We start from the raw sequence: 24650 nt of genomic DNA on the forward strand, positions 1-24650 counted from the left end.
TCGCGCCGTCCTCGTCGGCTCGTTCGCGGCGGGGGCGCCGCCTGCGCCCCGCGCGCCGCCCGCCGTCGCGGACGCCGGGCGCGCCGCGGCGCGGGTACGCTGCGACGCCGTGGAACCGACCGCCGACCTCGACGCGCCGCCGCTGATCCCCGAGCACGGCCGGCTGCGGACGCGTCTCGCCGTCGCCGGCGCCGACCTGGCGCTGCGGGCGACGCTGCTCCTCAGCCCGCGGCCGGGAGCGCTGCTCGTGCGGCGCGTCTTCGCCGCAGGCGGCGCGCGGACGGCGGCGGCGCTCGCGCGGCACGCGCCGGACGGGGTCGAGACGGTGCGCGACGAGCGCTACGGCGACGGGCCCGACGCGGTGCTCGACCTCCACCGCCCCGCCGGCGCGGAGGGGCCGCTGCCGACGGTCGTCTGGATCCACGGCGGCGGCTGGGTCGGCGGCTCCAAGGCGGAGCTGGCCGGCTGGTGCGCGCTGCTGGCGAGCCGCGGCTGCGCCGTCGCCGCGCCGCGCTACTCGCTCGCCCCCGAGGCGCGCTACCCGACCCCGCTGCGGCAGACGATGGAGGCGCTCGCCCACCTGCGCCGCCACGCCGACCGGCTCGGCCTCGACCCCTCCCGGTTCGCGCTCGCCGGCGACTCGGCCGGCGCCCAGATCGCCGCGCAGGCGGCCGCGCTCGTGACGACGCCCGGCTACGCGGAGGCGGTCGGCGTCGCGCCGACGATCGCGCCCGAGGATTTGCGCGCCGTCGTGCTCGCCTGCGGCCCCTACGACCTCGCCGCGCTCGACGCCGGCGGCGGGGGCGGCGCGAGCGCCAGCGGCGGCGGTGGTGGACACGGCGCGAGCGGCGACGGCGCGAGCCGCGACGGCGGGAGCGCGCACGCCGTCAGCGGCGGCGGGCTGGCCGACGGGGCGACCGCGCGTCGGCTCGTGCGCGCGGTGCTGTGGGCCTACTTCGGCGACCGCCGTTACGCCGAGAGCCGGCGCTTCGCGGCCGCGTCGGTCGCCGACCACGTCACGGCCGCGTTCCCGCCGGCGCTGCTGACGGTCGGCAACGCCGACCCGCTGCGCCCCCACTCCGAGCTGCTCGCCGCGCGGCTGCGCGACGCCGGCGCGGAGGTCGAGACGCTCTTCTTCCCCGCCGACCGCACGCCCCCGCTCGGCCACGAGTACCAGTTCGACCTCGACGGCGCGGCGGGCCGGGAGTTCCTCGCCCGCCTCACGGCCTTCCTCGACCACCGCCTCGCGCCGGCGGCGCGCTCCGACGCCGGCTGACGGCGTCGTCGCGACCTGGCGCCCGGCGCTCGACTCCGCGCTGCCGCGCTGCGAGCACGTCCGCGAAGAACCGGCGCACGGGGTCGAGGATCGCGAAGCCGTCGTGGCCGACGCCCGGCACGACGTCGCGGCGGACCCGCACGCCGTGGCGCTCGAGGCTGGCGCCGAGCGCCGCGATGCGGTCGAGGCGGGTCCTGCCGGCGCGCTCGGAGCCGGGCATCCACAGCCCGTCGCCGGGGCGCAGCGTGATCTCCCACGTCTCGGTGTCCTCGGCGCCGATCACCGTCTGCACCGGCACCTCGCGGATGCGCGCCAAGTCGACCCGCTTGCCGAACTGCGCGTCGACGTCGCGCACGCCCACCCACCAGTCGAGCTCCGGGTCGAGCAGCGTCACGACGCCCGGGGCGCCGATCGAAGCGCCGAGCAGCCGCTCGGGGTGCAGGTAGAGGAAGCGGTGGACGAAATGGCCGCCGCCGGAGAAGCCGTGCATCAGGAAGCGGTCGGCGTCGACCCGGTAGAGCGCCGCGATCTCGTCGACCAGCGCCAGGAGCAGCTCGTCGAAGCGGATCCCGCGGTAGTCGAGCCATTTGTAGTTGTTGACCTCGCCAGGCTCCTCGATGCCCGCCGGGAACAGCGGCGCGAGCACGATGCAGCCGTGACGCTCGCCGAACTCGGCGAAGCGGTCGCGATAGCCCTCCGCGCGGCGCTCGGTCCCGTGGACGACGACCGCGAGCGCGTACCGGCGGTCGCTCCTCTCGTAGTCGCTCGGCACGTAGGCGCACCACGCGATGCGCTGGTCGGCACGCGCGGCGAAGACCGACGTGTGGCCGAGCTGGTAGTAGCCTGGCCCGCCCTCGACGGGGTAGACCTGCGGCCGCGGCGGCGCCGCGGCGTCGTCGGCAATCTCGCTCACGGAGCCTCCACCTCCACGTACGGCACGTCGCACGGCGGCCCCCACGCCACCCACATCCGGCGGCGGGCCGGGATCGCGATCACGCTCGCGACCGTCGCGTAGTCGATCTCGTCGTCCTCGCGGAGGTGGCAGACGGCGTCCGGCGCGCCGGTGCGGTCACGCAGGATCTCCGCGACCGCCTCGACCGAGACCTCCGTGGGCGTCAGCGCCTCGAGCCGCTCGCCGATGCGGGCGTAGCGTGCCCGCGAGTTGCGCAGCCAGGCCGTTCCGGCCCGTTCCTGCGCGGCCAGCTCGGGCGCGACGACGTGGTTGGTGTGCCACAGGAACCGTCCCTCCGACTCGACCCGCGCGAGCCCGTCCGGCGTCGTCTCGACCATCGTCGCTCCACCGGGGTCGGCGACGAGCAGGTTGCGCGACGCGGCGCGTCTCGTCGCCGCGACGGCGTCGATCGCGCCGGCACGGTCGCGCTCGGCGAGCGCGACCCGCGACAACAGATAGCGGGGCAGCCCGACCCGCCAGCCGGGCGCGTGGATGAAGTTGGCGAAGACGGCGACGCCGGCCGCGTTGATGCCGCACTGGCCGATCTGCCCGGCCGGCGTCAGCGTCAGCAGCGCCGGCCGTCCCGGCTCGCGCCGCTCCAGCAGCACCATCAGCTCGCGGTAGGCGGGCGGAAGGTCGAGGTTCTGGGCGACGATCAGCTCGCCGTCGGCGCCCCGTGCCGCGAGCGAGCTGCACTCCGGCGTCGGCGCGGCCAGCTCGGCCCGCAGCTGGAGGACCCACGCGAGCTCGCGTGCGATCCCCGCGCCCCGTGCGACGCCGTCGACCTCCTCCGCCAGCTCCGGCCGCTGCGCGGCGACCGCGTCGCGGTAGGCGAGGGCGCGGCGCTCAGCCTCTCCCTGCCCGACGCCCTCGCGCGCCAGCCGTGCGAGCACCGTCTCGACGTGGCGCGCGATCCCGGTCGCCGCCGCCTCGCCGTGGGCGCGCCCGCCGGCCGCGGCCGCCCCGTTCGCGACGATCCGCGGCGGCGCGACGGCCGCGCCGCTCAGCACGGCGCGCACACCGCCGCGCGGTGCCGGTCGAGAGCGACGTCGAGGTAGGGCCGCTCGCAGGGGTTGCCGTCCGCGATCCACAGCTGGCGCGCGGTCAGGTCGATCACCGTCGACGCGAGCGTCCGGCTGCGCGGCTGCGGGCCGTCGTCGCGCAGGTGCCTGCAGATGGAGTCGGGATGGCCGACGTGGTCGCGCAGCGCGCGCATCAGGTCCTCGACGGCGACCGGACCGGTCGCGCCGAGCTGCATCTGCATCCGCGACTCGCGGTAGAACGAGTCGGGCATCAGCGAGCGGTAGGTGTCGACCACGCACGGGGCGTGGAAGTGGTTGGCGTGCACGAGCAGGCCGTTGCAGGGGGCATGCGGGTGTTCCTCCCGAGGGGTCGCCTCGATGTCGACCGGCCCGTCCTGGGCCGAGGCGAGCAGGTAGTTGTTCGAGACCGCGCGCGGGGTGCCGGCGATCGCGGCGACCGCGTCGGCGAGGCTGCGCGCGTGCAGGATCCGGCGTGCGATCACCGCCAGCGGGACGCCGCCCGCGCGCCGATCGCGGTCGGACTCGAGGAAGTTGCCGACCGCGCCGACGCCGGCGGAGTTGCATCCTGCGCGGGCGAGCTGGCCGGCCTCGTGGAGCGAGACGACCTCGAAGCCGTCGGCGTCGACCGAGCGCAGGAGCACCACGACGGACGCCGCCTCGTCGAGCCAGTCCCAGTTCTGGCCGAGCAGCACGTGGCCCTCGGCGGAGCGCTGCGCGAGCACGCCGACGGTCGTGCACTCGTGCGCCGGTGCCGGATAGAGCAGCTCCGTGCGGCAGTTGAGCGCGGCGACCGCCGCCAGCGGCTGGCCGGCGCCCTCGGCGATCCCGCGCAGCTCCTCCAGCGCGTCGCGGTCGTAGGCGCCGATCGTCGGCACGACCGCCTCGGCCCTCCGCAGCGCCTCTCGCCAGCCGAGCCCCGCGAGCGAGCGGAAGCGCTCCTCGTACAGGCGCAGGTTGCGCTCGATCAGCGTCCCCGTCGCCGCGCCGTACTGGCGGCCGCGCTCGCGGGGGTCGCCGACCGCTGTGACGATCGGATAGGCGAAGCGCTCAGCCCCCACCGCCGGCCTCCCCCAGCTCAGCCGCGGCGTGCGCCGCGACCTCGCCGGCCGTCGCGATCCAGATCTCGTGCGCGCGCAGGTGCGCGAGGAAGCCGTCGAGGAAGCGCAGCCGACCAGGGCGCCCGACGATCTGCGGGTGCATCATCGGCACGAGCAGGCCGCCGAGCTCGTGGATGCCGGCGAGCTCCTCGTCCCAGATCTCGCGCACCTCCCCGTTGGTCGCCATCTTCTTCGTCCAATGGGCGGCGCTGAACCACCAGTGCGCCGCGTCGTCGAGCAGGTACGACGTCGGCAGCTCGACGATCTGCGTCCCCGGATGGAGGTACGGATGGACGTCGTCGCTGTGGTTGGAGGAGTGGCGGAACCCGAGCGCGTCGAGCTGCTGGACCAGCTCGACGCCGAAGTCGGCCGACGGCGAGCGGTAGCCGGAGACTGGCCGGCCGCCGATCCGCTCCAGCAGCTCGCGCGTGCGGGCGAGGTCGTCGACGTGCTGGTCGGGCCGCATGCTCGCCGGCGCGGCGTGCGTCCAGCCATGGACCGCCAGCTCGTGGCCGTCGGCCGCGATCGCCTCCACGCGCCCGCGATGGTGCAGCGCGACCTCGCCGACGACGTAGAAGGTCGCGCGCAGCTCGTGCCGCGCGAGCAGCTCGAGCAGCAGCGGGACCCCGCGCCGCGCGCCGTACGCGCCCATCGACAAGACGCACGGGCGCCCGGCGTTGAGCGGGTCGTGCGCGACCCAGACCGACTCAGCGTCGAAGTCGAAGGTCAGCGCGGCCGCGCTGCGCGCGCCGCCTGGCCAGCGCACGGCCGGGTCGCGGTCGTCGTCGGGGCGCATGGAGGCGTACGTCATCTCACGGTGCCCCGAGATGGGCCGCCCACGGCGAGTTGAGGTAGGCGAGCGTTCGCGGCGCGCCGGTGATCCGGTCGCTCTGGAAGAGCGTCGGCGACGGCGTCACTAGCGGGATCCACGGCAGGTCCTCGGCGATCAGCCGCTGCGCCTCCACGCCGATCCGGGCCCGCTCCTCCTCGTCGGCGGTCGCGCGCGCTCTCGCCAGCAGTCTCGTCACCTGGGGGTTGTCGTAGCCGCCGTAGTTGGTGACGCCGCCCGGGGTCGCCATCGCCGTGTAGATCAACAGCGGCTCGGCGGCGTGGTCGAAACTGTTGGTGATCAGCATGTCGATCCCTCTGCGCGCGTCCCTGTTGCCGAACAGCTCGCCGTACTGATCGGCGGGCAGCTGGCGGACCTCGACGTCGAGGCCGGCCTCCTTCGCGCTCTCGGCGATCACTGACGCCTCCTCGATCGCCGCCGGGACGGTGCTCGTCGCGAGCACGATCGGGCGTTCCTGCCTGCCGGCCTGCTCGGCCAGCCTTCTGGCGCCCTCGACGTCGCGGCCGGTCGCCAGCTGCTCGTAGGCGTCGGCCCAGATGTCGCGCGCGTAGCCCCAGAAGCCGGGCGTCGCGGTCGCGTACAGCGGGGTCGCCGCGCCCTGCCAGATCGCGCTGACGAGGCCATCGCGGTCGATCGCCTTCGACAGCGCCTGGCGACGCTCGCGGCTGGCGAGCGGGCCGTCGGTCATGTTCAGCACCGCGATGTTCGCGGTCCGCAGCGTCTGCGTGTCGTCGCCGATCGACAGCGTCCCGTTGGTCGCCGCTCTGAGGCTCGGGATCAGCGACGGCGTGATGCCGAAGCCGCCGTCGAAGGAACCGGCGGCGAAGCCCTGGCTGACGGTCGTCGCGTCCTGCGGCCAGACGAATCTCAGCCGCTTCAGCCGCGGCCGCAGCTCGGGGTCCCAGTAGCCGGGGTCGGCTCTCAGCGTCAGGTCGGTCGAGCCGTTCCAGCTGTCGAGCTGGAACGGGCCCGAGCACATCACGCCGACGTCGGGGGTGCCGAAGCGGTCGCCGGCTCTCTCGGTGAAGGCCTTCTCGATCACGGCCGCGCCGAGCGAGCCGAGTCGCGCGTGGAAGGTGTAGTCGGGCCGCTTGAGGCGGATCGTCACCTCGCGCGGACCGGTCGCCCTGATCGAGGCGACGTTGAGGTAGGGCGTGCGGTAGAAGGAGGCGAGCGCCGGGTCGAGGTTGCGCTCGAGGCTGAAGACGACGTCCTCGGCCGTGACCGGTCTACCGTTCCAGAACCTCGCCTCCTCGCGCAGCTCGTAGACCCAGGTGCGCGGGTCGGGGTTGCTCCAGGAGGCGGCGAGGCCCGGCTCGAGTCTGTAGTCGGCGGTCGTGCGCAGCAGCGACTCGCACATGTTGCCGATGATCTGGTCCTCGGGGTAGTCGTCGAGCTTGATCGGGTCGAGCGTGTACGGCGCCCGGTAGTAGACCCACCAGGTCGCCGAGTCGAGCGGCCGGGTCCCGCGCGGCGTCGCCGCCGCCTGGGCGGAGCCGGCGGCGCCGTTGCCGGCGGTCGTCGCGGCGGTCGCGCCGCCGCCGCTCTCCCCTCCGCCGCCGCATCCGGCGATCGCCGCCGCCGCCACCGCGGCGGCGAGCGCCGTCGCGCGGCCGGCTCCGCCACGCGTCCTCAACAACCCGAGCATCTCTTCCCTCACGTCTCCAATCGACTGTACTGAACAGCTGTTCTAATCCTGAATCGCACAGTTGTCAAGGATTCGTTGCTGATATCCACGACTTCTGTCATCTTGTTCAGCAGTGACTGTGAACGTGGAGAGAAACCTGTCACCGCCGGGAGTCGACCTTGGACGATTCCCGTCGCGGGGGCGTGCCCGCGCGCTCGCGCTCGCGCGCCATCTCGGGGGCCTCGTGGCGCTGCTGCTCGCCTCGAGCGTCGTCGTCTTCTTGAGCCTCCAGCTCGCGCCGGGCAGCCCCGAGTCGGTGCTGTTCGGCCAGCAGCAGGTACCCGACGCGGTGCGCGAGGCCGTGCGCGCGCGCTACCACCTCGACGACCCGGTGCCGCTCCAGTACCTCAACTGGCTCGCCGGCGTGCTGCAGGGCGACTTCGGCGTCTCGATCGCCTACCAGCAGCCGGTCTCGACGCGGATCGGCGACGCGGCCGCGACGACCGTGCTGCTCGCCGGCTACGCGCTCGTGCTGATCCTGCTCGTCGGGGTCGGCCTCGGCGCGCTGGCGGCGCTTCGCCCCGGCCGCGTCGACGGCCTCGTGACGCTCCTGACCGGCGTCGCGGTCGCGACGCCGACCTTCGTCGCCGCGACGCTGCTGCTGTCGTACTTCGCCGTCGAGCTCGGCTGGTTCCCCGTCTACGGCCCCGGCACGGGGCTGCTCGACCGGCTGTGGCACCTGACGCTGCCGGCGGTCGCGCTGACGATCTGGGCGGCGTCGTTCGTCGCCCGCGTGACGCGCGCGGCGATGCGCGAGCAGCTCGCCGGCGAGCACGTCGAGACGGCGCGCGCCCGCGGGCTGGCCGAGCGCCATGTGATCCGCCGCCACGTCTTCCGCAACGCGCTCGTGCCGATCACGACCGTCGCCGGCCTCCAGGCCGCCGGCCTGATCGTCGGCACCGTCGTCGTCGACCAGATCTTCCAGCTCGGCGGCCTCGGCCAGCTGCTCGTGACCGCCGTCAACCAGTCGGACTTCCCGATGGTCCAGGCGATCTGCCTCCTGCTGGTCTGTGCGTTCGTGCTCGTCAACACCGGCGTCGACCTGCTCTACCGCGTCCTCGACCCGCGCCTGCGCGCGGCGGCGGGAGCGCGGCGATGAACGCGCTCGCCCTGCGCCGCCGCCCGCTCGCGGCCACCTCCGACGGCGGCGCCGCCCCGCTGCGGCTCGGCACCGGCGCGAAGGTCGCGCTCGCCGTCGTGGCGCTGCTCGCGCTCGTCGCGTTGCTGGCGCCGGTGATCGCCCCCTACGACCCGGACAAGCAGGACCTGCTCAACATCCACGCCGGCCCGTCGGCCGACCACCTGCTCGGCACCGACCAGCTCGGCCGCGACATCCTCTCGCGCCTGATCTGGGGTGCGCGGCCGAGCCTCGCCGGGCCGCTCGTGGTCGTGCTCGCCGCGACGGCGGTCGGCGTCCCGCTGGCGCTCGCCGCCGGCTGGTGGGGCGGCGCCGTCGACACCGTCGTCGGCCGCGCGCTCGACCTGCTGTTCGCCTTCCCGGGCATCCTGCTCGCCGTCCTCGCGGTCGCGATGTTCGGCTCGGGGATGGTCCCGTGCGTGATCGCGCTCGCGATCGCGTTCGTGCCGCTGATCGCGCGCGTGACCCGCAGCGCGGTGCTCGGCGTGCGCGGCGCGCCGTACATCGCCGCGGCCGAGGTCGTCGGGGTGCCGACGGCCCGCATCTGGCTGCGCCACCTGCTGCCGAACGTCGCCCCGATCGTGATCGCGCAGGCGACGGTCGCCTTCGGCTACGCGCTGATCGACCTCGCGGTGCTGTCGTTCCTCGGCTTCGGCGTCCAGGGCACGACCCCCGACTGGGGGATGATGGTCAACGCGCAGCAGAGCATCGTCCAGGGCCACCCGGACCAGGCGGTCTGGGCCGGCGTGCTGATCGTCGTCGCGGTCTCGGCGGTCAGCTATCTGGGGACCCATCTGACCGACCGCCACCACCGCGACGGGAGGGACGCGTGAGCGAGCCGCTGCTGGAGGTCCGCGACCTCTCGATGACGATCGGCGGCCGTCGCCGGCGCCGCACGATCCTGCGCGACGTCTCGCTGCGGCTCGACGCCGGGCGGACGCTCGGCCTCGTCGGCGAGTCGGGCTCCGGCAAGTCGATGACGGCGCGCTCGATCCTGCGACTGTTGCCGGCCGGGGCGCGCACGGAGGGGACCGTCCGCTTCGACGGCGCCTCGCTGCCCGACCTCTCCCCCGCGCAGCTGCGCAGGGTGCGCGCCCACGAGATCGCGATGGTCTTCCAGGACCCGCGCGCGCACGTCAATCCCGTCCGCACGATCGGCGACTTCCTGACCGAGGCGCTCGTGCTCAACGACGGCGTCGCCGCCGCCGAGGCTCGCGACCGTGCCCGCGCCGGGCTCGCCGACGTCGGCCTCTCCGAGCCCGATCGGCGGCTCGACCAGCATCCGCACGAGCTCTCCGGTGGCATGCTCCAGCGCGTCATGATCGCCGCCGCGCTGCTCGCCCGCCCTCGCCTCCTGCTGGCGGACGAGCCGACGACGGCGCTCGACGTCACGACCCAGTCGGAGGTGATGGCGATCGTCGACGAGCTGCGGCGCGAGCTCGGCACCGCGATGCTGTTCATCACCCACGACCTCGAGCTGGCGGCCGCCGTCTGCGACGAGCTGGCGGTGATGTACGCCGGCGAGATCGTCGAGCGCGCGCCGGCCGCGCAGCTCGTCTCCTCGCCGCGGCACCCGTACACCGCCGCGCTGCTGGCGGCGCGGCCGAGCGTCGAGCGTCGGCGAGCGCGGATGGCCACCGTCGGCGGCCGGCCGATCGCCGCCTACGAGGCCGGCTCCGGCTGCTCCTTCGCGCCGCGCTGCCCCCACGCCGAGGAGCGCTGCCGCACGGCGCAGGCGCTGCGGCCGCTCGGCACCGCCGAGGTCCGCTGCTGTCGCGCCGAGGAGCTCGAGACGGCCGCCGCAGAGCGCGGCGAGGAGGCCGTCCGATGAGCGCGGTCGTCGCGGAGGGCCTGCGCAAGGTCTACGACGTGCGCGACGCCGACGGACGCCGCCGTCCCTTCGCCGCCGTCGCCGGCGCGAGCTTCACGGTCGAGCGCGGCGGCTCGCTCGGGATCGTCGGCGAGTCCGGGTCGGGCAAGACGACGCTCGCGCGGATGCTCGCCGGCCTGGAGCCGCCCAGCGGCGGGCGGCTCGAGGTCTGCGGCCGCGAGCGCACGGGCGTCTCGCCCGGGGCGAGCGAGCGGCGGCGGCGCGCCCGCGAGCTGCAGATCGTCTTCCAGGACCCGTACACGTCGCTCAACCCCCGCCACACGGTCGCGACCTGCCTCGACGAGGTGCTGCGCGTCCACCTCGACGACCCGTCGCGAGAGCGGCGGGCGGAGCGGGTGCTCGAGCTGCTCGCCCAGGTCGGCCTCGACGAGCGCCACGCCCGGTCGCGGCCGCGGGCGCTCTCCGGCGGTCAGCGCCAGCGGGTCGCGATCGCCCGCGCGTTGGCGGCGAGCCCGGAGGTGATCGTCCTCGACGAGGCGGTCTCGGCGCTCGACGTCTCGATCCAGGCGCAGATCCTCGACCTGCTCGACGAGATCCGCGCGCGGACCAAGACGACCTACCTGTTCATCTCGCACGACCTCGGCGTCGTGCGCCAGGTGACCGACGAGCTGATCGTGATGCGCGGCGGCGAGATCGTCGAGCGCGGAGCGACCGCGGCGGTGCTCGACGCGCCGCGTCACCCGTACACGCAGCTGCTGCGGCGGAGCGTGCCGGGACCGGGCTGGAGACCGCGGCGACGGAGCGCGGAGCGCGCCGCCGCGACGAACGAGAGAGGGGACCACGGATGGGACGCGTGAGCTCGAACCAGCGCGGCGCGGCGCGCCGGCTGGCGCTGATCGAGGCGACGCGGATCGCGCTGCTGGAGCGGGGCAGCGCCGGCGTGCGCGTGCGCGACGTCGCGGAGGAGGCCGGGATCTCGCCGAGCGCGATCCTCTACCACTATCCGAGCTTCGACGACCTCGTCGTCGCGGCGATCGCGCACGGTCTCGACGGGCTGCACCTGCGCCGCACGCGCGCGGTCGACAGCCACGGCGAGCCGGCCGCGCGCCTGCTCGCGACCGTCGACGCCTGCCTCGCGAGCGACCGCGACGACGAGGAGGTGCGGCTGCTGTCGCTCGCGGCGGCGCAGGCCGACGAGAGCTTCACGCTGCGGGCGCTGCTCGGTTCGGCGATCGACCGCGCGACGTTCACCTACCAATCGATCCTCGAGACCGGCGCGGCGACCGGCATCTTCCGGCTGAGCGACGGAAGCCTCGCGGTCGCGCGCAACCTCGCGGCGCTCGAGTACGCCTACGGGCAGATGATCGTCAACGAGATCCCCGGCTTCGACCATGCCACCGCGCTGACGCAGATGCTCGCCTACGTCGCCGGCGCGACCGGCGCGCGGCTGTCGCCGGCGGCCGAGCGGCGCGACGGGCTCGGCGCGGCCGAGGACGACGGGCGGTGAGCGGCGCCGGCCGCGGGGCGACCGTCGCGCTCGTCGGCGGCCGCGTCCGCACGCTCGACCCGCGGCGCCCGGCGGCCGAGGCGGTCGCGTTGCGCGACGGCGCGATCGCCGCGGTCGGCGACGAGCGCGCGGTGCGTGCCGCGTGCGGCCCGGCGACGGAGCTGGTCGACCTCGGCGGAGCGACGGTCGTGCCCGGCCTGATCGACGGCCATCAGCATCCGCTCGAGTGGGGCGGCCGCGCGGCGCGCGGCGCCGACCTCGCCGGGATCGAGACGCTCGAGCAGCTGCTCGCGGCGCTGCGCGCGGAGCGGGAGCGGGTCGGCCGCGACGGCTGGGTGCGCGGCTGGGGCCTCCCGTACGAGCCGTTCGCGGGCGGCACGATCGCCGCGGAGCTGATCGAGGAGGCGGTCGGCGGCGCGCCGACGGCGCTGATGTTCTGCGACCTGCATACGCTGCTCGCCACCCGCGCGGCGCTCGCGGCGGCGGGGATCGACGGGCCGCGCGCCTTCCCCGACGCCTCCGAGATCGTCTGCGCCGACGGCGTGCCGACCGGCGAGCTGCGCGAGCCTGCGGCCTACGAGCTGGTGCTGGCGGCCTCGCCCCAGCCGACGGCGGCCGAGCTGCGCGACGAGATCGCCGCGCGCCTCCAGCGGCTCCACGCGCTCGGCCTGACCGCCGTGCACGTGATGGACGGCAGCCCGTCGACCTACCGGCTGCTGGCGGAGCTCGAGGACGAGGGCCGGTTGACGATGCGGCTGTCGGTCCCGCTGTGGCAGACGCCCGAGCAGGACGAGGCGACGGTCGCCGAGCACCTCGCGCTGCGCGACGCCGGAGGCGCTCTGTGGCGCGGCGGCGTGGCGAAGTTCTTCGCCGACGGCGTGATCGACACCGGCACCGCGTGGCTGCTGGAGCCGGACGCCCACGGCGACGGTCGCGAGCCGCTGTGGCCCGACCCGGCGCGCTACGCCGAGCGGGTCGCGCGCTTCGCGGGCGCCGGCTTCCAGTGCGTGACGCACGCCGTCGGCGACGGCGCCGTGCGGGCCGCGCTCGACGCCTACGCGCGGGCCCCCGCGGCGCCGGGCGTGCTGCACCGGATCGAGCATCTCGAGACGCTCGCCGACGACGACCTCGCCGCGCTCGCCTGCCGCCCCGTGGTCGCGTCGATGCAGCCGCTGCACATGCAGTGGCGGCGACCGGACGGCGGCGACTCGTGGACGGCGCGGCTGGGCGCCGAGCGCGCCGCGCGCGCCTTCCGCACGCGCGACCTGATCGACGCCGGCGCCCGGGTCGTGCTCGGCTCCGACTGGCCGGTCGCCAACGACGACCCGCGCGTCGGCATGGCGTGGGCGCGGCTGCGCCGCCCGCCCGGCGAGCCCGGCCATCCGCCGTTCGAGCCGGCGCAGCGCCTGAGCGCCGAAGAGGCGCTGGCGGGGTACACGCGCTGGGCGGCCGAGGTCGAGCACGGCCTGCCGCCGGGCGGCGTCGTCGCCCCCGGCATGCGGGCCGACCTGACCGCGTTCGCCGAAGATCCGGTCGACTGCCCGGCCGACGAGCTGGCCGCGCTCCCCGTGACGCTGACGGTCGTCGACGGGAAGGTCGTCCACCGCGCGGGATGAGCGGCCTGCGGCCTGCCCGCCGCGTCACCGCTCGCGCCGGCCGCAGCATGCGTCGCCGCACGCCAGCAGCCGCTCCAGCGCCTCCGTCAGCGCGTCGACGAAGCGGTCGCGGGCGGCCGCGTCGAGCAGGTCGAGCGAGAGGTACGGGTTGAGGTCCTCCAGCTCGACCAGCAGCAGCTCGCCGTCGGGCGCGCGGCAGGCGTCGACGCGCTGGATGCCGTGCTCGAGCCCGTTCCAGTCGACGAAGCGACGGGCGAAGCGCAGGTCGGCGTCGCTCGGCTCGTAGCGCTCCAGCGCCCAGCGCCGCTCCGGGTCGGGCGCGTAGAGCGCGTACTGGAAGACGTCGTCGACGAAGTAGAACGAGACCTCGTAGCGGAAGTCGACGCGCGGCTGGACGAGCACGTCGCCGAAGGCGAGCGCGTCGAGCCGCTCGCGGCCGACGACCTCCAGGCCGATCGAGTCGGCGCCGAGCTTCGGCTTGACGACGTACTGGTCGACGTCCGGCAGGCGGTCGAGCCGCTCGCGCCGGTCGACGGTCGGGATCACCGGGAAGCCGGCGGCGGTGAGGTCGAGCAGGTACTGCTTGCCCGCCATGTCGCCCCTGCCCGCCAGCTGGTTGTAGACGCGCGCCCCGCGCGCGAGCGCCGCGGCCGCGAACGCCGCGTGCTCGCGCGCGTAGCCGAGCACCGGCCCGCTGTTGCGCACGAGCACCGCGTCGAAGCGGTCGAGCAGGCCGAGCGCGTCGCGCGGGTCGCAGGTCGCCAGCCGGAACCGCTCGCGCAGCCGCGCGGCGAGGAAGATGTCCTCGTCGCAGTAGCGCCGGCCGCGCGCCTGGTAGGCGTGGTCGGTGACGAGCAGCAGGCTGGGACGGTCCGGCACCGCGCCCACGCTAACGCGCGAGCGCGGTGCCGCGTCGGCCGGCGTCGGTCAGGCGGGGGTGCGCTCGCGGTCGCGCCGCTCGGCGCTCTCCTCCTGCCCGTCGACGCTCTCGACCAGATGGCCCTCCAGCGAGACGTTCGGCATCACGCGGTCGAGCCAGCCCGGCAGCCACCAGGCGCGGTCGCCGAGCAGCGTGACGACCGCGGGCGCGATCACCAGCCGCACGACGAGCACGTCGATCAGGACGGCGAGGCCGAGGCCGAGGCCCATCATCTTCGCGACGACCTGGTCCTGGGTGACGAAGGCGAGGAAGACCGACGCCATGATCAGGCCGGCGAAGAGGATCACCTTGCCGATCCGCGAGACGCCGTGGACGACGCTCGCGCGCGGCGAGTCGCCCTCGTTGTACGCCTCGTGGATCCGCGACAGCAGGAAGACGTTGTAGTCCATGCTCAAGCCGAAGAGGATCGCGAAGATCATCACCGGGATGAACGAGACGATCGGGACGCCGGTGTCGGCGCCGATCAGGCTCGCGCCGATCCCCTCCTGGAAGACCGCCACGACGACGCCGTAGGCGGCGAGCACCGACAGCAGGTTGAAGGCGGCCGAGACGAGCGGGATCCAGAGCGAGCGGAAGGCCGCCATCAGCAGCAGCACCGAGAGGCCGATCACGACCGCGATGAAGACCGGCAGGCGGCTGGAGACCTTCGCCGAGAAGTCCTCGAAGCCGGCCGTGTTGCCGCCGATGTAGACCTTCAGCGGCGTGTCGGCGACCGCGGCGGGGATCGTCTCGTCGCGCATCAGCTTCAGCAGGTCGCTGGTCTTGGAGTCCTGCGGGGCGGTCGTCGGCACGGCCGTGATCGTCGCCATCTCGCCGTCCTCGCTGACCATCGCCGGCATGACGGCGGCGACGCCGGGCAGCGCGCCGACGGCCTGCTCGACTCTCGCCAGCTGCGCTCTCGTCGCCGGGTCGCCGCTCGGGATGTCGACGGCGAGCAGGAACGGCCCGTTGGAGCCGGGGCCGAAGCCCTCGCTCAGCTTGTCGTAGGCGATCCGCTGCGTTCTGGAGGTCGGCTGGTTGCCGTCGTCGGGCTGGCCGAGCCGCATCTGCGTGACGGGGATCGCGAAGACGAGCAGCAGCGCGACGCCGGCCGCGATCGACAGCCACGGCTTGGCGGTGATCAGCTGCCCCCAGCGGGCGAATGCCGCCGACGGCTGGACGTGGGCGGGCTTCTTCGGCTTCAGGCGCTTCGCCAGCGCGCCGATCATGATCGGCAGGATCGTGATCGCGGAGACGACGACGGCCGCGATGCCGATCGCCGCGCCGATGCCCATCTTGCCGATCATCGGGATGCCGATCACGAGCAGGCCGGCGATCGCGACCATCACGATCAGGCCGGCGGCGACGACCGAGGCGCCGGCCGTCGCGGCCGCCTTCGCGGAGGCGTCGCGGACGCTGTCGCCGGCGGCGACCTGCTCGCGGTAGCGGCCGATGATCAGCAGCGCGTAGTCGATCCCGGCGCCGAGGCCGAGCATGATCGCGATCGTCGTCGCGAACTCGGGCAGGCCGAGCGGCTTGGCGAGCGCCATCAGCAGGATCTGCCCGAGCATCACGCCGAGCAGCGCGCCGAACAGCGTCGCGGCCATCGCCGCGGCCGAGCGGAACAGCAGCGTCAGCAGGACGATCGCGATCGCGATGCCGATCAGCTCGCCGACCGGCGCCTCCATCTCCTGCGCCAGGTCGACGACGACGCCGCGCATCGAGACGTCGACGCCGCCGGCCTCGGCTCCGCGCGCGGCCGCCTCGAGCGCCTCGCCGTCCTCCTTCTCGACGTCGGTGACCTCGATGTCGTAGCGGACCGAGACGTTCGCGATCCGCCCGTCTCTGGAGAGCGCGCCGCCGGCGGCGAACGGGTCGGAGACCGCCTCGACGTGCTCGAGCCCCCTGATCTCGCCGAGCGCCTGCTCGACCGCCGCCCTCCGTCCCGGGTCTCTCAGCGACCCCTCCTCGACGCTGAAGACGACCGAGGCGTCGGCGCCGGCGAATGCGGGGCTGTGAGCCTTGAAGAGGTCGAGCGCCTGCTGGGTCTCGGTCCCCGGGATGCCGAAGTCGTCGGCGGCTCTGCCGCCGGTCCCGGCCGCCACGCCGAGCAGCAGGACCACGGCGAGCGCGGCGGCGAGGCTGCGCTTCCAGTGGTGGGTGAGCACGCGCGCGATGCGGGCGAGAAGTGCGGACATGAGGGCTCCGTCGGGTCGGTCGGGAGGCGCGGACGGGGGAATAATACAGGTGCTTGCATCTTTTCCATGCATGCGGATCTGCTGCGCGCGCAAAAGTGCGCTATGTCGCATTCCTGCTACGCTCGCCGCCATGAGCACGGGTGAGCTGGGACTGCGCGAGCGCAAGAAGGCGAGAACGCGCCGAGCGATCGTCCGGGCGGCGCTGGAGCTGACGCTGGAGCAGGGCTTCGCGGCTGCGACGATCCCCCAGATCGCGGAGCGCGCGGACGTCGCGCCGCGCACCGTCTCGCTCTACTTCCCGCACAAGGAGGAGATCGTCTTCGACGCCGCCGACGCCCCGATCGAGCGCCTCGCCGACCGGCTCTCCGACGGCGACGGCGACCTCGTCGACCGCCTCAGCGACTGGATCGCCGACCAGGCCGCCCGCATCGACGAGGACGACGAGATCGAGCGCCTGCGCCATCGCGCGATCGCGACCGACCCCGACCTGCGGATGCGCGACCGGCTGCTGATGGAGGCGGCCGAGGAGCGGATCGCGGCGGCCGTCGCGGCCGAGCTGGGCTCGCGGCCGGACGCCGTCGGCCCGCGCGTCTTCGCGACCGCGACGCTCGGCATCCTCGCGACCCTCCGCAGCGCCTTCGTCGCCGCCGGGCCCGACGACGGCCGCGCCGCCGCGGAGCTGACCCGCGGCCTCGCCTTCCTGCGCGGCGGCCTCGCCGCGCTGCGCGAGAGCGGCTGAGCGACCGCCGCGCCGCAATCACGGCGCGCCCGGGGCGCGCTGACCGCTACGGCACGAGCACGACCTTGCCGCGCAGCTCGCCGGCCTCGCTGCGGCGATGGACCTCGGCGAGCTCGCTCAGCGGCAGCGACTCCGCCCAGTCGACGGCGAGCGCGCCGGCGTCGACGAGCGCCACCAGCTCGGCCAGCTGCGCGCGATCGTTGCGGGCGACGAAGTGCGTCGTCTCGACGCCGGCGCCGCGCGGCGTCTCGACCGGCGTCGCGATCGAGACGGCGCGCCCGCCCGGCCGCACGAGCGCGACGAGCGCGGCCGCCGCGGCGGGGTCGATCGGCGCCAGGTTGAGCAGCACGTCGACCGGGCCGCGGACGGCGTCCGCGACGGCGACGGCGGTGTAGTCGACCAGCTCGTCGGCGCCCTGCCCCCGGACGGCGTCGGCGCTGCGGGGACTGGCGGTCGCGATCACGTGGGCGCCGCGCCGCTTGGCGAGCTGCACGACGAAGCCGCCGACGCCGCCGCCGGCGCCGTTGACGAGCACCCGCTCCCGGGCCGCGACGCGCCCGTGCTCGACGACCGCCTGCCACGCGGTCAGGCCGGCGACCGGGAGCGCAGCCGCCGCCTCCAGCGGGATCGACGACGGCGCGGCGGCGAACAGCTCGGCCGAGGCGGCGACGTACTCGGCGGCCGCCCCGCCGGCGTCGAGCCGCCCGACGACGCGGTCGCCGACCGAGAAGCGACCTCCGGCGCCCGCGCCGAGCGCCTCGACCGTCCCCGCGACGTCCCAGCCGAGCGCATACGGCAGCCGCGTCGCGATCACGTCGCGCAGCCAGCCGGCGCGCAGCGCCGCCTCGCTGGGGTTGAACGACGTAGCGGCGACGCGCACCAGCAGCTCGCCGGGCCCAGGCACCGGCCGCGGCAGGTCGTCGATGCGGATGACGGAGGGATCTCCGTGCCGGTGGATGCGCGCTGATCTCATGCCTGGACCGTATGGACCGACCCGAGGACGATCAATGGCTTTTCGTCTCGATTCGATGTCCGAGCGTCTCCGCCCGATACGATCGCGCGCGTGGACCCGCTGAGCGACGTGATCGCGCTGATGCGCACCGGCGAGGCGCGCTCGGCGCGCGTCGAGTGGCACGCGCCGTGGAGCCAGCGGTTCCGCTCGGTGCCGGGTTCGGCCGGCTTCCAGGTGATCCTCCAGGGCAGCTGTTGGCTGCTGCGTCCCGATGCGCCCGCCCTGCCGCTCGGCGTCGGCGACATCGTGTTCGTGCCGCGCGGGGCCGGCCACACGCTCGCCGACGACCCGCTGACGAGCGCGACCGCGCCGGCCTGCGACCCCGACGACCCGGGCGCCGCCCAGCGCCACGCCGCCGCGATCGTCGGCGACGACGGCGGCGCCCGGCCGGCGACGGTGACGCTCTGCGGCGCCTACCGACTCGATCCCGAGCGCGCCCACCCGCTGCTCGACGACCTGCCCGAGGTCGTCCACCTGCCCGCCCGCGTCGGCGACCGCCCCGAGCTGCGCGCCGCCGTGGAGCTGCTGGGCGCGGAGCTGGAGCGGCCGCGACCCGGCATCGACGCGATCGTCCCCGCGCTGCTCGACACGCTCCTGCTCTACATCCTGCGCGCCTGGCTCGACGACGCGCCCCCGCGCGGGCGCGACGGCGGCTGGGCGGCGGCGCTCGCCGACCCGCCGGTCGCAGCCGCCCTGCACGCCGTCCACCGCGATCCCGCACGGCCGTGGACGGTCGCGACGCTCGCCGCCGAGGCCGGGCTGTCGCGCGCGCCGTTCGCGCGACGGTTCGCCGCGCTCGTCGGCCAGCCGCCGGCGAGCTACCTGACCTGGTGGCGGATGACGATCGCCGCGCGCCTGCTGGAGGAGTCCGACGCCCCGCTGAGCGCCGTCGCCGCCCGCGTCGGCTACGGCTCCGAGTACGCCTTCGCGAAGGCGTTCAAGCGCCGCCACGGGATCTCACCCGGGCGCTACCGGCGGTGACCGCCCGCCGCCGGCGCCGTCCGTGCGAGCGGCGCAGCGTCAGGAGGATCGGCGGACGGCGCATGGTAGACAGAGGGGTATGGTCGGTCGCGAGCAGCATCCTTGACGGCGACGCGTCGTCTCCGCACATGGCGGCGCCCGGCGCTGCTCGCGCTCGCCGCCGTCGCCGGCCTGCTCGTCGCACTCGCGGCGCTCGCGCTCGTCGTGCGGCTGCTGCATGACGGCGAGGCGCTGCCAGGGACGGAGATCGCCGGGATCTCGGCCTCCGGCATGTCGGGCGACGAGCTGCGCAGGAGGCTGGCCGCGGCGACCGACCCGCAGCGGCCGCTGGTCGTCGTCGCCGGCGAGCGGACGTTGCGGATCCGCCCCGCGCGCGCCGGCTACGCCGTCGACCTCGACGGGTCGGTCGAGCGGGCGCTCGACGCCGGCCGCGGCGGCGCGCTCGGCGGACTCCCGGCGACGCTGAAGGGGCTGGTCGCGAGCCGCGACGTCGCGCTCGCGGCGACGGTCGACCCGAGCGCGCTCGACCGCGCGGTCGCGTCGCTCGCGCGCCGGGTCGACCGCCCCTCCTTCCCCGGCAGGCTGGAGATATCCGACGACGGCACGCGGGTCGACGCCGAGCCGCCGCGCGCGGGCCGCAGACTCGACCGCGCCCAGCTGCGCGAACGGCTGCGGGCGGCGATGCTCGGCCGCGCGCCCGGCCCGGTGCGGGTCGCGGTGCGCGAGCGCCCGGTCGTCTCGGCCGCCGAGGTCGACGACGTGGTCGCCGACGCGGAGCTGCTGCTGAGCAGACCGCTCGTGCTCGCGGGCGGCGGCGAGCCGCTGCCGCTGGAGCCGGCGAGGCTCGCCGGCGTGCTCGTGCTGGAGCCGCTCGACGGCGGCCGTCGCGTCCGCCTCGGCGTCGACGACGAGCAGCTCTCCGCGCTCGTCGCGCGCGTCGCCGAGCAGCGCGACCGGCCGCCGCGCGACGCGCGCGTCGAGGCCCCCGCGCGGGCGACGACCGTCGACGGCAAGGGCGACCTGACGTGGAGACCGCAGCCGGCCGACGTGAGCGTCGAGCCGGCCGCCGCCGGGCGGACCGTCGACCGGGAGGCGCTGAGCAGGTCGATCGCGCGCGCCGTCCACAGCGGCTCCCACCGCGCGAGGCTCCCGGTCGAGCGCGCGGAGCCGCAGGTCACGACGGCGCAGGCGCGCGAGGTCTCGCACCTGATCGGCACCTTCACGACCTACTACGAGGGCGGCCAGCCGCGCGTGACGAACATCCGCACGATGGCGGCGACGGTCGACGGGACGCGCGTCGCCCCCGGCGAGCGGTTCTCGCTCAACGGCGTCGTCGGCGAGCGGACCCGCGCGAAGGGCTACGTCCCGGCGCCGTTCATCGCCGACGGCAGACTGGTGCCGTCGGTCGGCGGCGGCGTCTCGCAGTTCGCGACGACGATCTACAACGCGGCCTTCTTCGCCGGCCTCCAGCTCGACACCAGCCAGCCGCACAGCCTCTACATCGACCGCTATCCGCCCGGCCGTGAGGCGACGCTCAACTACCCCGACATCGACCTCGCCTGGACCAACGACACCGGCGCGCCGGTGCTCGTGCGCGCCTCCGCCGACGAGACGTCGGTCACCGTCAGCCTCTACGGGAACAACGGCGGGCGCACCGTCACCGCCGAGACCGGCAGCCGCCGTCCGGTCCCCGGCGGCGACTTCGCGATCGACGTCACGCGGGTCGTCAGATACGGCGACGGCCGCACCGACCGCTCGACGCGCACGACGACCTACGACCTGCTCGACGAGTAGCGCACAGAGGGCCCCGCCGGAGCGGGGCCCTCTCATCGCGATCGGGTCGGCCGGGTCGGCTCGTCCTCAGGCGAGGTCGAAGCGGTCGAGGTCCATCACCTTCGCCCAGGCGGCGACGAAGTCGGCGACGAACTTCTCGCCGGCGTCGGCCGACGCGTAGACCTCGGCGAGCGCGCGCAGCTCCGAGTTGGAGCCGAAGACGAGGTCGACGCGGGTGCCGGTCCAGCGCACCTCGCCGCTCTCGCGGCTGCGCGCCTCGAACAGCTCCTCGCTGTCGGAGGTCGCCTTCCACTCGCTGGAGAGGTCGAGCAGGTTGACGAAGAAGTCGTTCGTCAGCGTGCCCGGACGGTCGGTCAGGACGCCGTGCTTGGACTCGTGGGCGTTGGCGCCCAGCACGCGCAGGCCGCCGAGCAGCGCCGTCATCTCCGGCGCCGACAGTGTCAGCATGAACGCCTTGTCGAGCAGCAGGTGCTCGGCGGGGATGCCGAGGCCCGGCTGCAGGTAGTTGCGGAAGCCGTCGGCCTTCGGCTCCAGCACCGCGAACGACTCGACGTCGGTCTGCTCCTGGGAGGCGTCGGTGCGGCCCGGCGAGAACGGCACCTGCACGTCGTGGCCGGCCGCCTTCGCCGCCGCCTCGACCGCCGCGCCGCCGGCGAGCACGATCAGGTCGGCGAGCGAGATCCGCTTGCCGCCGCTCTGTGAGGCGTTGAACTCCTGCTGGATCTTCGCCAGCACGTCGAGCACCGGCGCGACGCCGGAGGCGACATTCACGTCCCAGCCGGCCTGCGGCTCCAGGCGGATCCGCGCGCCGTTGGCGCCGCCGCGCTTGTCGGTGTCGCGGTAGGTCGACGCCGACGCCCACGCGGTCGAGACGAGGTGGGCGACCGAGAGGCCGCTGTCGAGCACCTTCTGCTTCAGCGCGGCGACGTCGGCCGCGTCGACCAGCTGGTGGTCGACCGCCGGCACCGGGTCCTGCCACACCAGCTCCTCGCTCGGCACGTGCGGGCCGAGGTAGCGCGAGGGCGGCCCCATGTCGCGGTGGAGCAGCTTGAACCAGGCGCGTGCGAAGGCGTCGGCGAGCTGGTCGGGGTGCTCGTGGAACCGTCTGGAGATCTCCAGGTAGGCCGGGTCCCTGATCAGCGCGATGTCGGTCGTCGCCATCATCGGCGCCGTCTTCCTCGACGGGTCGTGCGCGACCGGCACGGCCTCCTGCGCCTCCGGGTTGGTCGGCCGCCACTGCCAGGCACCGGCCGGGCTTCTCGTCAGCTCCCAGTCGTAGCCGAAGAGGTTCTCGTAGAAGCCGTTGTCCCACCTCACGGGATCGTTGGTCCAGGCGCCCTCGAGGCCGGAGGTGATCGTGTCGTCGCCCTTGCCGCTGCCGTAGGTGCTGATCCAGCCGAGGCCCTGGTCGACCAGCGGCGCGCCCTCCGGCTCGGCGCCGACGTGCGGTTCCGGCGGCGCCGCGCCGTGGGTCTTGCCGAAGGTGTGGCCGCCGGCGATCAGCGCGACCGTCTCCTCGTCGTTCATCGCCATCCGGCCGAAGGTCTCGCGGATGTCGCGCGCGGCGGCGAGCGGGTCAGGCTTGCCGTTCGGCCCCTCCGGGTTGACGTAGATGAGGCCCATCTGGACGGCGCCGAGCGGGTTGGCCAGCTCGCGGTCGCCGCTGTAGCGCTCGTCGCCGAGCCACTCGCGCTCCGGGCCCCAGTAGACGTCCTCCTCCGGCGCCCAGATGTCGGCGCGGCCGAAGGCGAAGCCGAACGTTCTGAAGCCCATCGTCTCCAGCGCGCGGTTGCCGGCGAGCACGAGCAGGTCGGCCCAGGAGATCTTCTGGCCGTACTTCTGCTTGATCGGCCACAGCAGGCGGCGTGCCTTGTCGAGGTTGGCGTTGTCGGGCCAGCTGTTGAGCGGGGCGAACCGCTGCGCGCCGCTGCCGCCGCCGCCGCGGCCGTCGTGGATCCGGTACGTGCCGGCGGCGTGCCAGCTCATGCGGACGAAGAGCGGGCCGTAGTGGCCGTAGTCGGCCGGCCACCACTCCTGCGAGTCGGTCATCAGCGCGTCGACGTCGGCGATCAGCGCGTCGACGTCGAGCTTCGCGAACTCCGCCGCGTAGTCGAAGGCGGCGCCGTTCGGGTCGGCCTGCGGGTTGTTCTGCCGCAGGATCCGCAGGTTCAGCTGGTGCGGCCACCAGTGCTGGTTGGCCGTGATCCCGACGGCCTGATGCTCGGCATGCATCACGGGACAGCCCATCGGTCTGTGCTCGTCGCTGGTGGTGACCGGGCCGTGCTCCTCAGTGGTGCTCATCGCTCTCCTGGCTCGCTGGTGTGGCGGACTCTGGTGTGACGCACTGCGGGTGTGCTCGCGCGGGGCGCTCAGCGGCCGTCGGCCGCCTCTCGACAGGCGGGGCAGCGGCCCCAGTAGATGACCTCGGCCTCGTCGATCGCGTAGCCGTGGTCGTCCGCGGCGTGCAGGCACGGGGCGTCGCCGACGGCGCAGTCGACGTCGACGATCCGGCCGCAGCCGCGGCAGATGAGGTGGTGGTGGTTGTCGTCGACCCGCGCCTCGTAGCGGGCCGGCGACCTCGACGGCTGGATGCGCCGGACGATCCCCTTCTCGACCAGGGCTCCCAGCACGTCGTAGACCGCCTGGCGCGAGATCGTGCCGATCTCGGACCTCACGACCTCGGCCACCTCGTCCGCGGTCGCGTGCGCGCGCCCGTGCACCGCCCGCAGCACCGCGAGGCGCTGGACGGTGACGTGGAGGCCGTGCTCGCGAAGGAGATCGGCCGACGGCGCGGGCGGTTGCGCGGTCACGCCAAACATCATCTCCTCAAACTATGGATCGTGTCAAGAGTTTGTCTCGCACCAGAGACGGCGCGTTCGCGACCACGATTTGACAAATCAGTTTTCCGAATGGCACGATCGGCCCGTGTCGACCGCCCGCCTCGCGATCTCGCCGCTGCGCCGCACGCTGCTCGAGCGGCTGCGCGAGCCCGCCTCGGCGACCGAGCTGGCCGGCGAGCTCGGCCTCGGCCGCCAGCGCGTCAACTACCACCTGCGCGAGCTGGAGCGGGCCGGGCTGGTCGAGCTGGTCGAGGAGCGGCGGCGGCGCGGCTGCGTCGAGCGCGTCCTGCAGGCGCGCGAGGCGACCAGCGACCGCGACGCGGCCGAGCACCTGATCGTCGCCGCCGCCGATCTCGTCCGCGACGTCAGCCGCATGCAGGAGGCGGCCGCCGCGGCCGGCAGACGGCTGCTGACGTTCACGCTGGAGAGTGAGGTGCGGCTCGCCGAGCCGGCCGACGTCAGCCGGCTCGGCGACGCGCTCGCGGCCGCGGTCGGCGAGGTGCTGGCGCGCTTCGACGCTCCTGCCGGCAGGAGCTACCGGATCGTCGCGGGCGGCCACCCGGCCCCCGCCCGAGGAGAGGCAGAGGGATGACCGACGCAGACCCCGTCGTCGTCGAGCTGACGATCGCCGCCCCCGCCGCCGAGGTGTGGCGGGCGCTGCGAGACCCTGCCGAGCTGCGCCGCTGGCACGGCTGGGATTACGACCAGCTCGACGCGGAGATCCGGGCGATCTACCTCGACGACGTCACCGCCGACGCCGAGGCGCTGACGCTCGACACCCACGGCGGCGGCCGCTTCGAGCTGGAGCCGGCCGGCGAGCGGAAGACGGTCGTGCGGCTGACGCGCGCCGCCCCCGCGGGCGCGGCGAGCTGGGACGGGATCTACGACGAGGTCAACGAGGGCTGGACGACCTTCCTCCAGCAGCTGCGCTGCTACCTCGAGCGCCACCGCGGCCGCGAGCGGCGCAGCGCGAAGGTCGAGCGGCCCGCGGCCCTCCCCGCCGGCGAGCCGTGGTTCCGCTCCCAGCACCAGGAGGGCGTCGTGACCGCGGAGGGCGCGCTCGTGATCCGCGCCAGAGGCCACTCGGTCCTCAACGCGTGGGCGACCGACGCCGAGACGTTCGCCGCGCTCGCGGCGCGGCTCGGCTGAGCGTCGCGGGGCGGCATTTCC

General features: G+C 74.8%; 22 protein-coding genes. 12 read left to right on the plus strand and 10 right to left on the minus strand.

Annotated features, from left to right (window positions below; translation table 11 throughout):
• Positions 1–109 precede the first annotated feature (109 nt).
• Positions 110–1276, plus strand: coding sequence for an alpha/beta hydrolase fold domain-containing protein (locus BDZ31_RS19075; protein WP_183344074.1), 1167 nt, complete (start codon positions 110–112; stop codon positions 1274–1276).
• Here the strand turns inward: BDZ31_RS19075 and BDZ31_RS19080 are convergent.
• The 5 genes from BDZ31_RS19080 to BDZ31_RS19100 are packed head-to-tail and all read right to left on the minus strand — an operon-like array spanning position 1221 to position 6866.
• Entirely contained in the window at positions 1221–2189 is a 969-nt protein-coding gene (locus tag BDZ31_RS19080) for a hypothetical protein (RefSeq protein WP_221243180.1), read from the minus strand. The two genes, BDZ31_RS19075 and BDZ31_RS19080, sit on opposite strands and share 56 nt — an antisense overlap.
• Positions 2186–3247 (minus strand): C45 family autoproteolytic acyltransferase/hydrolase, encoded by a 1062-nt coding sequence (locus BDZ31_RS19085; RefSeq protein WP_183344076.1) that lies wholly within the window; start codon positions 3245–3247, stop codon positions 2186–2188. The genes BDZ31_RS19080 and BDZ31_RS19085 overlap by 4 nt, the downstream gene beginning before the upstream one ends.
• Positions 3232–4329, minus strand: a complete 1098-nt coding sequence (locus tag BDZ31_RS19090; RefSeq protein ID WP_183344078.1) for a C45 family autoproteolytic acyltransferase/hydrolase — start codon at positions 4327–4329, stop codon at positions 3232–3234. Before BDZ31_RS19090 ends, BDZ31_RS19085 begins: the two co-directional genes overlap by 16 nt.
• Complete coding sequence (locus BDZ31_RS19095) at positions 4319–5179, minus strand: polysaccharide deacetylase family protein (RefSeq protein ID WP_183344080.1); 861 nt, start codon at positions 5177–5179, stop codon at positions 4319–4321. Before BDZ31_RS19095 ends, BDZ31_RS19090 begins: the two co-directional genes overlap by 11 nt.
• Before the next feature lies 1 nt (position 5180).
• Positions 5181–6866 carry an ABC transporter substrate-binding protein gene (locus BDZ31_RS19100; RefSeq protein WP_183344082.1) on the minus strand — a complete coding sequence of 562 codons (1686 nt, stop codon included), beginning with the start codon at positions 6864–6866 and terminating at the stop codon, positions 5181–5183.
• 112 nt (positions 6867–6978) lie between these two features.
• On the opposite strand from BDZ31_RS19100, the gene BDZ31_RS19105 reads away from it, so the two are divergent.
• The 6 genes from BDZ31_RS19105 to BDZ31_RS19130 are packed head-to-tail and all read left to right on the plus strand — an operon-like array spanning position 6979 to position 12997.
• Entirely contained in the window at positions 6979–8004 is a 1026-nt protein-coding gene (locus tag BDZ31_RS19105) for an ABC transporter permease (protein ID WP_343075634.1), read from the plus strand.
• Positions 8001–8876: an ABC transporter permease gene (locus BDZ31_RS19110; protein ID WP_183344084.1), complete on the plus strand. Its 876-nt coding sequence runs from the start codon at positions 8001–8003 to the stop codon at positions 8874–8876. The genes BDZ31_RS19105 and BDZ31_RS19110 overlap by 4 nt, the downstream gene beginning before the upstream one ends.
• The gene (locus BDZ31_RS19115) at positions 8873–9874 is read left to right on the plus strand and encodes an ABC transporter ATP-binding protein (RefSeq protein ID WP_343075635.1); all 1002 of its coding nucleotides are present in this window, start codon (positions 8873–8875) and stop codon (positions 9872–9874) included. The genes BDZ31_RS19110 and BDZ31_RS19115 overlap by 4 nt, the downstream gene beginning before the upstream one ends.
• Positions 9871–10731, plus strand: a complete 861-nt coding sequence (locus tag BDZ31_RS19120; protein ID WP_183344087.1) for an ABC transporter ATP-binding protein — start codon at positions 9871–9873, stop codon at positions 10729–10731. Before BDZ31_RS19115 ends, BDZ31_RS19120 begins: the two co-directional genes overlap by 4 nt.
• Positions 10728–11381 carry a TetR family transcriptional regulator gene (locus tag BDZ31_RS25130; RefSeq protein ID WP_183344089.1) on the plus strand — a complete coding sequence of 218 codons (654 nt, stop codon included), beginning with the start codon at positions 10728–10730 and terminating at the stop codon, positions 11379–11381. The genes BDZ31_RS19120 and BDZ31_RS25130 overlap by 4 nt, the downstream gene beginning before the upstream one ends.
• Positions 11378–12997 (plus strand): amidohydrolase family protein, encoded by a 1620-nt coding sequence (locus tag BDZ31_RS19130; RefSeq protein ID WP_183344091.1) that lies wholly within the window; start codon positions 11378–11380, stop codon positions 12995–12997. The genes BDZ31_RS25130 and BDZ31_RS19130 overlap by 4 nt, the downstream gene beginning before the upstream one ends.
• A 24-nt stretch (positions 12998–13021) precedes the next feature.
• Here BDZ31_RS19130 and BDZ31_RS19135 read toward each other — a convergent pair whose 3' ends face one another.
• Positions 13022–13876 (minus strand): ATP-grasp domain-containing protein, encoded by an 855-nt coding sequence (locus BDZ31_RS19135; protein WP_183344093.1) that lies wholly within the window; start codon positions 13874–13876, stop codon positions 13022–13024.
• 48 nt (positions 13877–13924) lie between these two features.
• Positions 13925–16114, minus strand: coding sequence for an MMPL family transporter (locus BDZ31_RS19140; RefSeq protein WP_183344095.1), 2190 nt, complete (start codon positions 16112–16114; stop codon positions 13925–13927).
• 130 nt (positions 16115–16244) lie between these two features.
• On the opposite strand from BDZ31_RS19140, the gene BDZ31_RS19145 reads away from it, so the two are divergent.
• Positions 16245–16853, plus strand: a complete 609-nt coding sequence (locus BDZ31_RS19145) for a TetR/AcrR family transcriptional regulator (protein WP_183344097.1) — start codon at positions 16245–16247, stop codon at positions 16851–16853.
• Between the two features lie 46 nt (positions 16854–16899).
• Here BDZ31_RS19145 and BDZ31_RS19150 read toward each other — a convergent pair whose 3' ends face one another.
• Positions 16900–17826 carry an NADP-dependent oxidoreductase gene (locus BDZ31_RS19150; RefSeq protein WP_183344099.1) on the minus strand — a complete coding sequence of 309 codons (927 nt, stop codon included), beginning with the start codon at positions 17824–17826 and terminating at the stop codon, positions 16900–16902.
• 90 nt (positions 17827–17916) lie between these two features.
• On the opposite strand from BDZ31_RS19150, the gene BDZ31_RS19155 reads away from it, so the two are divergent.
• On the plus strand, positions 17917–18846 hold the full coding sequence (locus BDZ31_RS19155; protein ID WP_183344101.1) for a cupin domain-containing protein: 930 nt from the start codon (positions 17917–17919) through the stop codon (positions 18844–18846).
• 102 nt (positions 18847–18948) lie between these two features.
• On the plus strand, positions 18949–20640 hold the full coding sequence (locus BDZ31_RS19160; RefSeq protein ID WP_183344103.1) for a VanW family protein: 1692 nt from the start codon (positions 18949–18951) through the stop codon (positions 20638–20640).
• A 66-nt stretch (positions 20641–20706) separates the two neighbouring features.
• Here BDZ31_RS19160 and katG read toward each other — a convergent pair whose 3' ends face one another.
• Complete coding sequence (gene katG / locus BDZ31_RS19165) at positions 20707–22941, minus strand: catalase/peroxidase HPI (RefSeq protein ID WP_183344105.1); 2235 nt, start codon at positions 22939–22941, stop codon at positions 20707–20709.
• A 68-nt stretch (positions 22942–23009) separates the two neighbouring features.
• Positions 23010–23450 carry a Fur family transcriptional regulator gene (locus tag BDZ31_RS19170; RefSeq protein WP_343075636.1) on the minus strand — a complete coding sequence of 147 codons (441 nt, stop codon included), beginning with the start codon at positions 23448–23450 and terminating at the stop codon, positions 23010–23012.
• Positions 23451–23565: 115 nt separating this feature from the next.
• Here BDZ31_RS19170 and BDZ31_RS19175 point away from each other — a divergent pair, with 115 nt between their 5' ends.
• Both BDZ31_RS19175 and BDZ31_RS19180 read left to right on the plus strand, forming a co-directional pair.
• Entirely contained in the window at positions 23566–24072 is a 507-nt protein-coding gene (locus BDZ31_RS19175; RefSeq protein WP_183344107.1) for a helix-turn-helix domain-containing protein, read from the plus strand.
• Positions 24069–24629 (plus strand): SRPBCC family protein, encoded by a 561-nt coding sequence (locus BDZ31_RS19180; protein ID WP_183344109.1) that lies wholly within the window; start codon positions 24069–24071, stop codon positions 24627–24629. Before BDZ31_RS19175 ends, BDZ31_RS19180 begins: the two co-directional genes overlap by 4 nt.
• The last annotated feature ends 21 nt before the right edge of the window (positions 24630–24650 follow it).

This window comes from Conexibacter arvalis, from assembly GCF_014199525.1.
Classification (GTDB): domain Bacteria; phylum Actinomycetota; class Thermoleophilia; order Solirubrobacterales; family Solirubrobacteraceae; genus Conexibacter; species Conexibacter arvalis.